Annotated in this window: 13 protein-coding genes; 10 read left to right on the forward strand and 3 right to left on the reverse strand. The window is 52.9% G+C overall.

The genetic code is table 11. The features are described from left to right. Window positions 1–6: 6 nt before the first annotated feature. A complete protein-coding gene (locus tag GOV85_RS13315; protein ID WP_170469327.1) occupies window positions 7–813 on the forward strand; it encodes a hypothetical protein in 807 nt (268 codons plus the stop codon). A 235-nt stretch (window positions 814–1,048) separates the two neighbouring features. On the opposite strand, the gene GOV85_RS13320 is transcribed toward GOV85_RS13315, so the two are convergent. Then, window positions 1,049–1,876, reverse strand: a complete 828-nt coding sequence (locus GOV85_RS13320) for a YihY/virulence factor BrkB family protein (protein ID WP_170486473.1) — start codon at window positions 1,874–1,876, stop codon at window positions 1,049–1,051. 534 nt (window positions 1,877–2,410) lie between these two features. Between GOV85_RS13320 and GOV85_RS13325 the strand changes: the two genes are divergently transcribed. From GOV85_RS13325 to GOV85_RS13335, 3 genes are read left to right on the forward strand one after another with little or no spacing between them, the layout of a single operon-like run. Next, window positions 2,411–2,665 (forward strand): hypothetical protein, encoded by a 255-nt coding sequence (locus GOV85_RS13325; RefSeq protein WP_170486474.1) that lies wholly within the window; start codon window positions 2,411–2,413, stop codon window positions 2,663–2,665. Between the two features lie 10 nt (window positions 2,666–2,675). Continuing rightward, window positions 2,676–3,137 carry a phage holin family protein gene (locus GOV85_RS13330; protein WP_170486475.1) on the forward strand — a complete coding sequence of 154 codons (462 nt, stop codon included), beginning with the start codon at window positions 2,676–2,678 and terminating at the stop codon, window positions 3,135–3,137. 16 nt (window positions 3,138–3,153) lie between these two features. Then, the gene (locus tag GOV85_RS13335) at window positions 3,154–4,050 is read left to right on the forward strand and encodes a YegS/Rv2252/BmrU family lipid kinase (RefSeq protein WP_170486476.1); all 897 of its coding nucleotides are present in this window, start codon (window positions 3,154–3,156) and stop codon (window positions 4,048–4,050) included. A 3-nt stretch (window positions 4,051–4,053) separates the two neighbouring features. Here the strand turns inward: GOV85_RS13335 and cls are convergent, their stop codons facing one another. Continuing rightward, window positions 4,054–5,460, reverse strand: a complete 1,407-nt coding sequence (cls, locus tag GOV85_RS13340) for a cardiolipin synthase (RefSeq protein ID WP_170486477.1) — start codon at window positions 5,458–5,460, stop codon at window positions 4,054–4,056. 326 nt (window positions 5,461–5,786) lie between these two features. Between cls and GOV85_RS13345 the strand changes: the two genes are divergently transcribed. After that, entirely contained in the window at window positions 5,787–6,881 is a 1,095-nt protein-coding gene (locus GOV85_RS13345; protein WP_171178939.1) for a mechanosensitive ion channel family protein, read from the forward strand. A 352-nt stretch (window positions 6,882–7,233) separates the two neighbouring features. Here the strand turns inward: GOV85_RS13345 and GOV85_RS13350 are convergent, their stop codons facing one another. Next, window positions 7,234–7,386 (reverse strand): hypothetical protein, encoded by a 153-nt coding sequence (locus GOV85_RS13350; RefSeq protein WP_171178941.1) that lies wholly within the window; start codon window positions 7,384–7,386, stop codon window positions 7,234–7,236. Window positions 7,387–7,452: 66 nt separating this feature from the next. On the opposite strand from GOV85_RS13350, the gene GOV85_RS13355 reads away from it, so the two are divergent. The 5 genes from GOV85_RS13355 (at window position 7,453) to GOV85_RS13375 (ending at window position 14,433) form a co-directional block, all read left to right on the forward strand. Further along, window positions 7,453–8,804 (forward strand): IS3 family transposase gene (locus GOV85_RS13355; protein ID WP_170486480.1). Its coding sequence is split into 2 segments (ribosomal slippage): window positions 7,453–7,789 and window positions 7,789–8,804, totalling 1,353 coding nucleotides; the frame shifts between segments, so codons are not numbered across the junction. A gap of 153 nt (window positions 8,805–8,957) precedes the next feature. Beyond that, window positions 8,958–9,950: a helix-turn-helix domain-containing protein gene (locus GOV85_RS13360; protein WP_170623830.1), complete on the forward strand. Its 993-nt coding sequence runs from the start codon at window positions 8,958–8,960 to the stop codon at window positions 9,948–9,950. A 169-nt stretch (window positions 9,951–10,119) separates the two neighbouring features. After that, window positions 10,120–11,628, forward strand: a complete 1,509-nt coding sequence (locus GOV85_RS13365) for a DUF1254 domain-containing protein (protein ID WP_170352520.1) — start codon at window positions 10,120–10,122, stop codon at window positions 11,626–11,628. Between the two features lie 581 nt (window positions 11,629–12,209). Further along, window positions 12,210–13,166: a hypothetical protein gene (locus GOV85_RS13370; RefSeq protein WP_171178943.1), complete on the forward strand. Its 957-nt coding sequence runs from the start codon at window positions 12,210–12,212 to the stop codon at window positions 13,164–13,166. After that, window positions 13,141–14,433, forward strand: coding sequence for a hypothetical protein (locus GOV85_RS13375; RefSeq protein ID WP_171178945.1), 1,293 nt, complete (start codon window positions 13,141–13,143; stop codon window positions 14,431–14,433). Before GOV85_RS13370 ends, GOV85_RS13375 begins: the two co-directional genes overlap by 26 nt. The last annotated feature ends 32 nt before the right edge of the window (window positions 14,434–14,465 follow it).

A 14,465-nucleotide genomic window follows, 5' to 3' on the forward strand; every position in this document is an offset into this window, starting at 1 on the left:
TGGTATATGACTTCTTCTAGGTATTTTTCAATTTTCAGGGTGTTGGTTCTTGCCACTCTGACTGCATTAGCTCTGCACTCGGAAGAAGCCGCTGCGCAGAACGCAGAAGCACAGGCAAACAACCCGCTGGCCGACATAACGGCGTTCAACATTCAGAACTACTACATCGACGAGTTCACCGGGCCGGGAAACCAATCGGGAAACCAGTTTGTATTGCGCTATGCCAAACCCGTGCAATGGGGGAATTCCAAATGGCTGATCCGCGCCTCGCTGCCGTACAACAGCTTCCCGGTCGGCACCGGGGGATCGACCGTCAATGGGATCGGTGATTTTGACATTTTTGCCGCCTACCAGATAGATACCGGCAACCCGGCAATCAGTTTTGCGGTAGGACCGCAGGTTGTCGCGCCAACGGCGACCGACAATCGGCTGGGATCGGATCAATGGCAGCTGGGCATCGCCAATGTCTATTTCAATGCCACATCGCCCAAGTTCCAGTACGGATACCTGCTGACCTGGCGTGGAGGGGTTGGCGATACAAAAGGCGGGCCCCGTGTCAGCTTGGGCGCCTTCCAGCCTTTTGCCTTCTACCAGTTGGGCAACGGCTGGTACACGGGCGGTGCGCCTATCTGGACATACAACTTCCGCAACAACAACTACTCTGTTCCCCTGGGCATTCGCTTGGGCAAAGTCGTCAAGCGTGACAAGACCGTCTTCAACCTGTTTGTAGAACCGCAATGGTCGGTTCGCGACAAGGGCGCTGGCCAACCAAAGATGCAGGTCTATTTCGCCCTAAACATGCAGTTTCTTTGATCCTCCAAACTTAAAAAAGAGAACTGCTTTGAACCGTCATAAGTGGTCTGTGAAAATCAGACGGCTGGCGAAATTGTATCGGACCACATTGGAAAGATACGAAATTGACGAAGCCCCGGAGTTTGACGGATCAGTTCAAAGCTAAAGTGACGATAGAAACGCTGCGTGGCGTGAAAAACGTGCTAGAGATCACTGCAAGCGTGTTGTCCAGGCGGGACTCGAATAGGTCGAAATGTCAGATGGAGCTTTCCGTTTCGGCATTCTGGGCATTAAATTCAGCGCCCAAAATGAACACGGCCGCCATAAGATACAAAAACACGATAGTCGCCATGATGCCGGAAAGCCCCGCATATGTTGCGCTGTAAGTTGATATATCACGAATGTAGATTGAGAACCCCCAGCCACAATTCCCCCACAATACGAGGGTCACAAAGACCCCAGGGAACACGCGTCTCAAAGGTCTGTGAGTTTGCGGAAGCCAAATGTGGCTAGCCGTGACTAGCAAGGTTAGAAACATAACTGCGATTGTTCCTCTGAGGATTTCGCTCGAAAACAACGCCGAATACAGTTCGGGTGCTGACTCTTCTACAAAGCTGAAAGAAGCTGGTAGTGCGACGGTCAAAAGACCCCCAAGGCTAAGAACGAAAGCTGCAAAAAGTACAAATAGGATGCAGATCAGGCGTGTGTACCACATCGGTCTGGTATCTGTTTCGTAGTATGCGCCTGAGACCGCTTTACGAATGGCGTCAATACCGTTCGAAGCAAAGAAAACGGCGAGGACAGCGCCAAAGGTAATTTTGGTCGTATCGCTTGCTTCCAGAACGGCCAAAATCTCGCGCTCAATTGGTTCCGCCAGGTCGTCAGGCCAAGCTCCAAGTACGAAATCTGCCAATTCCTGCGTGCTGATGTCGGCGTGGAGCTGCCCTGCGAGCGAAAGTGCAAAAATACAGAATGGGAACAAGGCCAGCAGCATTGACAGAGCAATATGACTGCTGTGCGCCCACCCATCGTTGCGGTCAAAGCGAACGGCTGTCGAAACCATCAGATGCAGAATGCGTTTCATGGGATCTATTCGGCCTATCCCTGTGCTGGATCACGCTGTCTCGTCGGGCACCCTTAGGTCCGTATCAACGAAAAAATTTCAGATGCTGTGTCTACGTTGATCGTCTGACCGGACAAAGCAAAGCTTTTTTCTGCGTCTTCAACAAGTTCAGAATAGTCCAGAGCAGCGCGATGGAGGAGCCCCAGACAAGGTGGTTTTTACATCTCCGTGTTGCGCCAATTTTCAGAAATTTCGACTGAACATCCTCAACAGGTTTGTGATTGGCAGACCATGGGTCTGGCTCAGGAGCTTTCCAAAGGACAATATGGACCCAGTGGACAGGATACCAACCAAGTTTTCCATTACACGAACCGAATAGCCATCTCACTTGATCCGGGACACTATTTGGCGTTGCATATTCAGCGTGTCCGCGGGGACAATTTTTGCGCAAGAAGACTTTTTTGCCTTTCTGGGTGGTTCGAACAATTTGGACCTGGCGGGTTGTGGAATGTGTCCTTAGTCAATCGTTAAGTCAGCGTTGGAGGATAAGTCATAATGGCTACTAAAGCCGAGCTTGAGATGGAACTTGCAGCATTGCGTCAGCAACTGGCTGAGCGACCAGAGTTGGTTGCGGCCCCTGAATCGGAAGCCGTGGCAACCGAAGCCAAGGAAGAAGCGGCCGAACCCCCAAACTTGGAAAAGGACATCGCCGATCTCTTGGCCGAGTTCGACGACGTTCCGCACAAAAAGACGATACTGCTTGCGCTTGGAGTGTTTGCTCTGGGTTATTTGATCGGTCGCTCAAGATAGGAGACGGGATATGAACCGAATTTCAAGAAACATCTCAATCGTCCTGCGCTCCGAGCGCCTTATTGCACAGCGTCATCTTGCGGTGCTCCGACGGCAGACCGGCTTGATGGCAGCGGCGGGCATTGCCGCCGGGGTGGGTTTGATCATGCTCAATGTTGCAGCGTTCTTTGCCTTGTCTGACATGATTTCTCGGCCAGCGGCAGCACTGATAGTCGCACTAGTTAACTTGGCGCTTGCCGTTCTTTTGGTAGCGCTTGCCAACAACTCGAAGGTTGCTGAGGAGACCGCCCCTGTGGCCGAGGTTCGCGACATGGCGCTGGAGGACATCGAAGCCGAATTGCGCGTTGCAGCAGAAGAAGCCAGGTCTGCCGCGGATGCGCTCAAGAAGATGGCGCGGGACCCACTCGGGACATTTGCTCCGGGGCTGGCGGGATCGGTTGCCAAAGCTGTGATCAAGAACCTCAAGACTTAAGCGGAGATTGGATAAAATGGTTTGTAGCTCGCTGCTCATTCTTAACCGGAAATCTGCCGCCCGCCCTGACGTCAGAGCGGCGGTCCGGCCTCTGGAAAAGGAACTCGGCATCGAGGTCACTATCCCATGGTCAGGCAAACAGTTGCGCAAGTTGATCCGCAAGCGATTGGCTAAAGGGGCGACTCACTTTGTTGCAGGAGGGGGAGACGGGACGCTCAACGCTGTGACTAGTGCCCTGCTGCGGTGTGATGCGGGGCCGGACGTAACGATGGGGCTTATCCCCCTTGGCACCGCCAACGACTTTGCCAGATCTTACGGTGATGATGGATTGGATCTCACTACATCGCTAAAGCGAGCGACAACGGGTGAGGCAAGGCCGATTGATGTCGGGCTGATCAACGGTCGCCCTTTCGTGAACGTCGCCAGTGGCGGCTTTGGGGCGATGATCACCGCGACGACCCCTAAGGAGGTCAAGAAACATCTGGGCGGTTTGGCCTATACTTTGACTGGTCTGGCGCGGCTTTCGGAACTGAAGCCCACGCAGGCCCGGATTTCTCTAGATGGGTCAGAGCCGCATTCGGCGTCCATTTCCGCCCTCGTCATAGGCAACAACCGTTACGCCGGAGGCGGGTTTGAGGTCACACCTGAAGCTGACATGTTCGACGGGTTGCTCGATCTGGGGGTTTTGACAACCGATGGGCTGCTTCCGGAAAAACTGCCTTTCGGACGCTTGCCGGACTTGACCGACCCGATTGCAGGACTTGTTCAGCGCAGTCGTTTCAAGCAGGCGGTTCTGGAAACCGAAAAGCCGTTTCATTTGAATCTTGATGGGGAACCGATGGTGGATACAACATTCGAAATCTCGGTTCTGCCTCGAAGGCTGAAATTCGCGCTACCTGACGCCTTTTACTGACCGTCAAAGCACCGGTGAGAACAACCTTGCAATCGGGGCACCGACGCGGATGTGCCGGGGTTGTTCCGCCAGTGTTTTGTTCAGAACCAACGACCTTTCAAAGTCCTTTTCCAACATGGAGGCGGTCGCATTGGCAGCACGGCTGTCGAAGAAAACGGCCATCGCCTCGAAATTCAAGCGGAAAGAGCGGTTATCCATATTCGTGGTGCCAATCGCGGCAAGGGTGTCATCCACGACCAGAGCCTTCTGATGCATGAAGCCTGATTGGTATCTCCAGACTTGCACACCAGCCTGCCGAATTTCGTCGAAATAGGCGAAGGCCGTTAGCCAAGGGATTTTGTGGTCGATGACCTCCGGAACCAGAATGCGTACATCAACCCCTTGCAGAGCGGCGTGCTTCAAGACTGTGAGCACATCGGCATCGGGTACAAAATACGGCGAGGCGATCCAGATCCGTTTCTTTGCATTTGCGATGGCCGTGAAAAAGAAAAGGGCGCCGGTTTCCATTTCGTCCCCGGGGCCGGTTGGCACGATCAAGCCGGACATGTTTTCATCCATGTGACCTGCCTCCCAGTTCATGTCCGGAATCAGGATTTCTTCGGTTGCCCAGTGCCAGTCTTCCACAAAAACAAGTTGTAACTGCGAAACGACCGGACCGCGAAGTTCCACATGCGTATCGCGCCAGTCACCGAACTTCGGGTCTCGCCCCATGTATTCGTCTCCAACATTCAACCCACCAGTAAATCCGACCGTTCCGTCCACGACCACAGTCTTGCGGTGATTGCGGAAATTGAGTTGAAACCGGTTTTTCGGCCCCCGCATCTGACTGGGATCCACCACGCGAACGCCGCCCGCACGAAGCTCGTTGAGATAGGTGTTAGGCAATTTGATGCTGCCGACCGGATCGCACATGAACAGAACCGTGACCGAGCGTTTTGCAGCGGCGATCAGGCGGTCCCGCAAAACCCGCCCCAGTTCGTCATCGTGCACGATGTAGAATTGAACCAGAATATAGTTCTGCGCAGCGTCAATGGCCTCAAAGATCGCATCGAATGTCTCGTTCCCGTCAATCAGAATGCGCATGTTGTTGCCACGCACTACAGGGAGTTCCGAAATTCTTTCCAATGCCTCGGAAGGAAACTCGGTGGGAACCTCAGGTGCATGGGCTTCGCGAAAAGTCTTGATGCCCTCGATCACCTCTTCGCTGTTTCGGCGCCCGGTCAGGTATTTACTGAACTTGTGATGACCCAGAAACAGATACAGCGGAACGCCCAGATATGGGGCGGTAACTAGGAAAACAACCCAACCTACGGCGCCTTGAGACGTTCGGGCCGATGAGATCGCCCGCCAAGCGAACCAGATGGCAGTGGCCTCCAGGAGGATCAGCAACAGGATCAGAATTGTAGACACAATTGGGCCCTCTTCAGCTTGCGCCAACTGACCGCAAGGTTTGAGGGTTGGACGTTCGGCGCGGAAAAATCAATTGAGTTTGAGTATGCAACAGTGAGGGAATTCTGCCAATTCTCGGAGCTTTTGCGAGGACATTTTTTTGGTCCGTGTACCCATTTCGGTTTTACCGAAAGTGTTAATCAGGTTCTCCGGAAAGAACTGTAGTATTCGTAAAGAGTTTTGGATGCTATTTTTGAGAACGAAACAAGCTCTGGTTTGGGCTTACTTACTGCCCAGGTCAATGAAGGAAGGTGGTTTCCCAGGTGGAAGAAAGTGATATCCCGTCAATGGACACTTTTGTCGAAGTGCGCGACCGGTTTGATCACTGGCTGGACGGCTTGGACCTGAGCGTTGTCGTTGCCTTGGTGGTCTTCCTTGTGGTTGTCGTCCTCTGTCGGAAGTCTTTGTCCCGCTGGATCATGGCGCTGATTTCGGCCTTACTAAAGCGGTTGTCCATCGATATCTCGGACAGTGTTGTGCAGGAATTGACACGAACGACATCGGTTCTCCTTGTGACCTTTGCCGTCTTTGGGGTTATGGAGGTTTTGAACTTTCCCAGAATGCCCGTCGATCTGTTCAGGCGAATTCTGGCTTCGGTGGCCGTGATTGCTGTGTTTTCCGGTTGGTACAACCTAAGTGGACCTTTTGTATCCCTGCTTCAAAGCGACCGCTTTTCGGACGTCCGAATGGAAACCGGGTGGATGGAGCGCGTTGCCCGTTTTGGCATCCTTCTGTTTGGTATCACCTCCCTTCTGGAAGTCTGGCAGGTCGACATCAGTGCCGCGTTGACCGGGGTTGGTGTGTTGGGGGCCGGGCTGGCCATTGCGACGCAGGACCTGATCCGCAACCTTGTCGCAGGTATGAACAACATGAGCGAGAAGCGCTTTGCAGTCGGGGACGCAATCCAGATCGACGGATCTTTCGTCGGCACGGTCGAGGCCATCGACCTGCGTTCCACCCTTATCCGGGGGTTCGATCAGATTCCCCGCTATGTCCCGAATTCCGAGTTGTCCAATGCGGTTGTTCTCAATTTCTCGCATCGCCACCATCGGCGGGTCATGCTTTCCATACCTTTGGTATTGAGCAGCACCGAGGCTCAGGTCGTGCAAGTTCGGAATGCGTTGCGGGAGCACCTGACGACCAGTGGAGATTTTGAGTTGTCAGAGGATGCTCCGCAACATGTCTATGTCGAAGGACTATCGGACAGCGCCGTAACGCTGATTTTCTATGCTTGGACAATCAACCCTGATTATGACAATTTCCTTCAGGTGAATGAGCGTCTGTCGCTCAAGATCCTTGAGGCAGTACAGGCGGCAAATACAGAGCTTGCCTATCCGACGCAGACGATAAACCTGCACAGCCACGACGCTCTGACAGGTTAGTTTGGAGTTTACCGAACGATCAGTTTTCGTTTTCTGATTTCTGTTCAAACTACCGCTGAACTTCTTTGGTTTCAGTTTCTAGTTCGGATCTGGATATCGTCAGCTTGGCTTTTCGAGCAGCTTCATTGTACGCCTCCGGTTACTACGGTTGCATAAGGTTCGGTAATTGGTTTTTCTTTGTAGCTGAGACAGTCCGCTTTCGTTGTGAGTCGCCTAGTTTGGGTTTGAAATGGACCAGTAAGCCAATTTTATTGTCAGGCTACGCCCCGCGCGTTGGGACAAGTATTGCTGTGCGATTTCGCTTTGCACCCGATTGGTAGCGTGATCAGAATAGAATTGGCATGACCTCGTTTCACAGGGACATGGAAATGTCGTTCTTAAGGCCATATGCGTATCTCACGTAGCCCGCGCCTTCACTGACCAATAGCACACCAGCAACGATGCCGATCAGAAAGACACTGACTTCGGGGTACAGGGCCAGCAAATTGTCTGACGTCAGCACCAATGGGACAGTTTAGGTCGATTTGATAAGAGAGGGTTTCTGGCTCATCGTAACCGCCAAGGAGTGGAGATGAGAAAGAAACCCGGAACCAAGCAGAGCCACGGTGAGAAGGTCGTAAAAGACATCCGCCGCGCGACGCGTAAGCAATATTCAGCAGAAGAGAAGATCAGGATCGTGCTGGACGGCCTGAAGGGCGAAGACAGTATTTCAGAGCTGTGCCGCCGTGAAGGCATTGCCCAGAGCCTCTACTACAGTTGGTCCAAGGAGTTCCTTGAAGCCGGCAAGAAACGTCTGGCAGGCGACACGGCCCGTGCAGCGACATCGACCGAGGTCAAAGATCTGCGCCGTGAGGCCCGCGATCTGAAAGAAGTGGTTGCCGAACAGGCTCTTGAACTGCGGTTGCTCAAAAAAAGCATGATCGCGGATGGGGGCGACGACGAATGAGGTATCCCGCATCCGAAAAACTGGAGATCATCCGCCTCGTCGAAGGTTCGCATCTCCCGACCAAGCGCACTCTGGAAAAGCTGAGCATCCCGAAGACCACCTTCTATCGCTGGTATGACCGGTATCTGTCGGGTGGTCCTGAGGCGCTTGAGGATCGTAGTCCCAAGCAATCACGGGTCTGGAACCGCATTCCGCAGCCGATGCGTGAGAAGATCAAGGACCTGGCTCTGAAGGAAAGCGATCTGTCGCCGCGCGAACTGGCCGTGCAATTCACCGACACGGAAAAGTACTTTGTGTCAGAGGCTTCGGTCTATCGCATCCTTAAGTCTTACGACCTGATCACCAGCCCGGCCTATGTGGTTCTGTCAGCAGCAGATGAGTTCCACGACAAGACGACACGGCCGAACCAGCTCTGGCAGACCGATTTCACCTATCTGAAGGTGATCGGCTGGGGATGGTTCTATCTCAGTACGATCCTGGACGATCACAGCCGTTACATCATCGCCTGGAAGCTTTGCACGACGATGAAGACCGAGGATGTGACCGACACGCTGGACCTGGCACTACAGGCGTCGGGCTGTGATCAGGCAACCGTGCTGCACAAACCGCGCCTGCTCAGCGACAACGGGTCCAGCTACATCTCTGGTGAGCTTGCCGAATGGCTGGAAGATCAGAAAATGGATCATGTTCGAGGCGCGCCATATCACCCACAGACCCAAGGCAAGATCGAGCGCTGGCACCAGACTCTCAAGAACCGCATCTTATTGGAGAACTACTATCTGCCCGGCGACCTTCAGCAGCAGATCGATGCCTTTGTCGATCACTATAACCACCGGCGCTATCACGAGAGCCTGCAAAACCTCACGCCCGCTGATGTCTACTTCGGGCGCGGCCACACCATTCTGAAACAACGAGAAAGGATCAAACGGAAGACAATCGAAACCCGGCGCTTGCTTCACCGCAAATCCGCCGCATAATCAAAACAACCAGATGCGCCAGATCCTCTCTTAGCTCAGGCAGAAATCTGTCCCAATATCCCTGACGACGGACACCTTTCGCATGAGAGCGTGTCTTTGCCGAAGGGCGTCAAAGAATAACCCTTTTGGAGTCGAAGCGACATCTGAGTAGCCTTGCGTCAGTTAGGTATCGTTGTTGGGATTCGATGGATGCAAAGCCACGATGATATAGTTGAGTCGTTCAGCCTTAAAACGCAAAGCTTTGAAGAGCTAAGCGACGCAGTCGTCAACTGGGATCAGGAGTATGACCAGTTGTCGGGCGGTCAATTCGAGGGTGGCCTCAAGCTGGCGCAGGTTAATGAGTCCCAGATCCTCAGAATTCGATGGGGACAAAAAATTCGCTACCGTGGAACAGCCCCAGCTGGGGCTTTTGCCTTTGCTTTGCCGTTCGATCAGCAAGGAGATGCAAACTGGATCGGCCAGAAAGCGGGCGTGGACACAGTTCTCATGCAAGCACCAAACAAGGCCGGCGATCTGATTTCCTCCAATTTCTACGACGCGCTGGTGCTCGGAGTTCCTGAAAACGACGTGTTCCGGATTTCATCGGCGCTATCTGGGAAAGGCGAAATCAGTGGCAACTTGCATGGGGCCTCAACCCTTTCGACGGCAGGTGCAGCTTCTTTACGCCATCAGGGACAATCGCTCATTGACCGGGCTATCTCAGATTTTTCCGACGACAGAGCCGCTCTTAAGCGTCTCTCCGATCAGTTTATCAAGTTGTTCCTTTGGGAGCTGGTGAAGTCAAATGGCGGCGGCCTAAAGGAACACCGGGTTTCCAGACCGGCCAGACTGGTGGGGGACGCAACAGATCTGGTTCTATCCGACGTGACCGGAAACATAGGATTGACCACTCTTTGCGCTCATTATGGTGTCAGCCTTAGGACACTTCACTATGCATTCAAAGATGTCACGGGCCTTTCAGCTGCGACCTGGCTGCGACGCATGAGGCTCAATAGAGTGCATCGCGAACTGCAAGGCGCGATCTCGAATGGGGCTACAATAGGCAGCGTGGCCGCGACTTACGGCTTTCACCATCAAGGGCATTTCACGAACCAATACAAGCGGCTGTTCGGCTGCCTGCCATCGGAAACACTGCATCGCAATTAGACGGAAGTTTAGTCTCAAAAACCCAGTCTCAAGAGATGTTTGCAGATTTTGGATAAGAATGATGCGTGATTTTGACAGCCAAAGAGGCCACCATTGTCGAGTAGTCTGATGGTTGCGCAGCGGCGCCTTCAGCCACAAGAATTCCGATCAAATTTTTTAGGAGAGATACATGAAACTTCTTACCAATCATTTATCGGCGGCAATTGCCCTCAGCCTCATTGCGGCGGGCGCCAGCGCCTCCAAGGCCCATGCAAATGAGGACACTGTCTCAACGGAGCTTCCGCCATTGATGCAGCAAATCAACAATGGCAACTGGCTTGAGGAGTCTGAGGCGCAGAAATTGGTAGACGAACTCTACTATCATAGAGCGATTCAGGCCTACTACGACATGTTACCGGCAATGAACACCATTGGCCTGCGCGATGGGTCTGAGGCAGTGTTTGGAGCGGGCTACAACGTCATTCCGATCTGGAAAGAAAGAATGGACTCCCGCGCATGGGTTCCGACACCTAACGCTGACGTTATTTATTCAATGGGTTACGCAGATCTCAAAGAAACCGGCCCATTGGTTGTTGCGGCTCCACCCAATACAGTGAGCATGCTCACAGATTTCTTCCAAGTAACGTTGACGGACGTAGGCGCCGCTGGTCCAGATGGCGGAAAAGGCGGACTGTATCTCCTTCTTCCACCCAACTACGATGGCCCGGTTCCGAATGGCGGGTATTACACGTTCGAGTCTCCGACATACAACGTGTTTATCTTCTTTCGCACAATCATGAAGCAGGGTGATGGTGGTCCAGATCCCTCCGAGGCGGTCGCGACGGCGGAACAAATTCGTATTTACCCACTTTGGGAAGTGGAGAAGGATATTCCGGCAATGGAGTTCCCGAACGCCTCGGGCAAGCGCCTCAACATGATGTATGAAACCGATTTCGACTTTTGGACGAAAATGAAAGAGTTCGTGGACCATGAGCCTTACTCGGCCATTCCGCCGGCTACTCGCGGTGTTTTGGCTTCCCTCGGCATCAAGAAGGGTGAGCCATTTAATCCAACTGCCAAGCAAATGGAATCCTTGAACAAGGCGATGGAAGTTGCACCAAAGATGATCTTTGCCTCCAGGCAGGTCGGTCGACCGGATGGCCGTAACTTCTATTACTATGACAGACAGTATGAACGCGTTTGGTCTGGAGCTACCGCCGAGTTTATGCAGGACGGCTACCTCGACATCGACCAAAGGGCTGCCTTTATGCAATTTGCATACAGCACGTCACCAGCAATGGTTAAACGCGTTATCAATGGTGGTGCAAAATATCCGGTTACTGCCAGAGACGCGGACGGCGAATTCTTGAATGGTAGCCACCACTACAAGCTACATCTGCCGGCGGGTATTCCGGCGAAGCTGTTCTGGGCAGTAACGCTCTACAACGTAACCGATGGGACGATGCCGGAAACTGACCAGTTCATGCCGTCTATCAATCAATTCAACGATTACGAGAAGAATGATGATGGTTCGGTTGATCTCTACTTCGGTCCGACGCTGCCAGACGGCGCTCCTGAGTCCAATTTCATCAAGACCGTTGAGGGAAGAAACTTCCTGACAGCTGTGCGACTGTTTGGAACGGGTATCGAGTTCTTCGACCAAACTTGGAAACCCGACGATGTTGCGAAAATTGACTAATTTTCAAATCGTTGGATAAAAAAGTTCTGAAAGCCCGCAGGGAACTGTGGGCTTCCTGGACAACTGTGATCGCAGCGCACCAAGGAATCTGACCTTTCACAATCGCGAAGTATCTATTGCTCTCGTGGCAACCGGCAGAAAAGCAATTCCTCGTCGAATCCACAACATTTTGTAGCTTTCTGAAGTTGACCACAAAATGACACCCCCAACGAGGCGTCGGGGGCACAACTTAAGTGAACGGCTGGGGACTTACCCCCCCTATTTCTGTTTAACGGAAATAGGGGGGGGTAAGTCAGGGTATGTCCCTCTCCCAAAACCCATTTCTTAATCTTTCGTTAACCTTTGATCCTAGAAATCCAGTTCCTTCGCTCTGAATCCGCCCGAATTTCAGCCGGTCCCAGGAAACCTCCCAGCTTTAATTCTGGCGAAACCCAGATGTCCGAGTGTGCGCGTGCCGGCAATCCCGCCGGCCAACAGCAAGAGCCGCCGGGCCGGAGAATGTGCAGTGACCAACGAAAGACCTATTTCAGCACCAATTCATTTTGATCGCTTTCCGTCCTGCGGATCCAAGAGCAGTCAATTTGAAACAGAAAACACATTCCGAAGAATACCAGCCTGCCAAATTCACAATATTGGAAGCCCGGCCAGGACGTATTCAAACAAAACGATTTCATGAAGGTGGCGTAGACAACTCGAGCCGGGCACGAAACTTCACATTTGAAGAGCGAGAAGTTTCGGATTTTGAAGACCTTCTTGCCCTAATCTCCGAACTCTCTCAATCAGTGCAAAAGGTTGCGGTGTCTGGATCTGTGAAGGAAGAGGTCCGCCATCACAAAAAAATCCGCCGTTTGGCCAAACCACGAAATGGCGCGAATCCAACTCTCGAAGACCTTGGCTGCTCCTGGCTACATTTCGACATCGATGATGTTGAACGCCCAGATCACCTGGACTGGGGAGATCCGCAGGCCCTGGCCGAATGGACCTGGCGCAATATCTGCCATGGATTGCCTGCGCTCAAGGATCTCTCGGTTGTCTGGCAAGCATCCTCGAGTGCTGCGACTGCCGGCAAAGACCATCTGGCCAAATTCCATTTCTACTGCCTTGCAGATCGCCCCCTCCTTGCACATGAGCGGCACCACCTTTTTGAACAGGTTGGCAGCGACGAAAGTCTGGCTCGGATTGCACAGCCAAACTACATCGCAGCCCCGGTATTTGACGGGGTTCCCGATCCATTGGAAGGAACGCCAAGGATTGGGATCATAAGGAAAGAGCAAGAAAGACTGGACACGAGTTCGATAGCGTTTCCAAAAGAAGTGAAGAGAAGCAAACGCCAGACAAGGAATGGAAAGCCTTCCAAATCCTTGCCTTCGAAGGCCAATTCTTCTTCAGCAAAGACAATCACTACCAAGACAGGCGAAGCGCAGCTTTCGAAATCCTGTGCCAAGCTTGCCAGAGGAACGGATCGGAACACATCCATCTATAATGAATCCCAACTCATCGGAGGGTTTGTCAGTGCTGGCGAAATCTGTGAAGGATGACACCATCGGTGAGGCCCAGCTTGGTGTCATCGGCAGTCGCCTTAATAGTAGCAAGGCCAGCCACGCAAGGCGTCTTCAGATGCTATGCGAATGCCTGCTGGCCGATATGGAAAGCGGTTTGGCCACCTCAAGTGCCGTGTTTGCTGATGTCGAAAGAGCGCGTCCGGCGCAGCATCAGGCAGGCTATACTGCGGTTCGCCTGCGCAATCTGAAAAATATCACCGGACGCCCGTTTTTGTATCTGGATGGCACAGCAAATGCTGATCTGTCTCGTCTGCTGTTCGGCTCGGATTTGGAAACGCATCACTACCCGGTGGAACGAAACGCAAAGGTCATGCAAATTTTGGGCTGCAATTTTTCCAAGCGCAGGTTGAGCCTGAAAGCACAGGAGAAACAGCGCACTTACGGAAGTATTAGAACGCAAAACGATACACTGCGTGACTTTGTAAATGGCGTGGTTGCGCGATACCCGAGTGCCGCTGTGTTCGGGACAAAAGACGTGATTGCTTCCTTGGATTTTGACCGCCCCGGACGGGCTGGCCACTTCGGCAAGCTCAGGGGTCAGAACAAGTGGGAAGCGTTTAACCAGGCTATCGTCATTGGTCGCGAACAACCTGGGCATTTGGATGTCGAACGCATTGCCAGAGCCTATGCCTCCGCAGCGGGAGAAGAATTCCAGCCGGGTGACTACGTCAAGCAACGCCGCGGCATCAGAGTGAAAAAAGGCAGCCATTCAATAGATGTATTTGCACATCGTGACCCTTGGGGAGACCGCATTCTGCAACAGATACGCGAAGCCGAGATCGAGCAGGCAATGGATCGTGTCAGACTAATCCACAATACCCAGCCAAAGGAGGTCTTCTTGATGTCACCCGTGGTGGCGAACGTAACCGTAGGTAGGATCGTAGAATGGCTGGATTTCAAGAAGGGAGGCAGCAAGGTTGACAAGGCCATTGCGAAATACGGGCTGATTTTCCAGTCACCGGCCGATTGCAACCGGTACATGCCTGAGTTCTGGCGGTCCAGACAAGTTGCCGCCACCGACAAAAACCGCGCGAAGCTTCTGTCAAAAGATCCATGTAGTATAGAACCATATGGGGGATTTGACGGTGAGAGCCTCCCTCTCCGTATCGAGTTCTGGCCAACGGTTGAGGCGGGCAAGAAGCCACCAAGCAAAGAGGCCTTGGTGTTTGCCCCGGAAAGTCAGGTGCGGGAAAAACTGGAGCGGTTCCTGAAGATCTCAGAGTTCCGCGTTCTCAACTTGTAGGACTCCAAAGAAACCGCCATCGTTGCCGAGAG

Source organism: Ruegeria sp. HKCCA4633 (genome assembly GCF_013034605.1).
Classification (GTDB): Bacteria; Pseudomonadota; Alphaproteobacteria; order Rhodobacterales; family Rhodobacteraceae; genus Ruegeria.

Bases quoted from the DNA above. Each gene is read 5' to 3' on its own strand.
- GOV85_RS13315 (WP_170469327.1), top strand. From the start codon at position 7: ATGACTTCTTCTAGGTATTTTTCAATTTTCAGGGTGTTGGTTCTTGCC.
- GOV85_RS13320 (WP_170486473.1), bottom strand. From the start codon at position 1,876: ATGAAACGCATTCTGCATCTGATGGTTTCGACAGCCGTTCGCTTTGAC.
- GOV85_RS13325 (WP_170486474.1), top strand. From the start codon at position 2,411: ATGGCTACTAAAGCCGAGCTTGAGATGGAACTTGCAGCATTGCGTCAG.
- GOV85_RS13330 (WP_170486475.1), top strand. From the start codon at position 2,676: ATGAACCGAATTTCAAGAAACATCTCAATCGTCCTGCGCTCCGAGCGC.
- GOV85_RS13335 (WP_170486476.1), top strand. From the start codon at position 3,154: ATGGTTTGTAGCTCGCTGCTCATTCTTAACCGGAAATCTGCCGCCCGC.
- GOV85_RS13345 (WP_171178939.1), top strand. From the start codon at position 5,787: ATGGACACTTTTGTCGAAGTGCGCGACCGGTTTGATCACTGGCTGGAC.
- GOV85_RS13365 (WP_170352520.1), top strand. From the start codon at position 10,120: ATGAAACTTCTTACCAATCATTTATCGGCGGCAATTGCCCTCAGCCTC.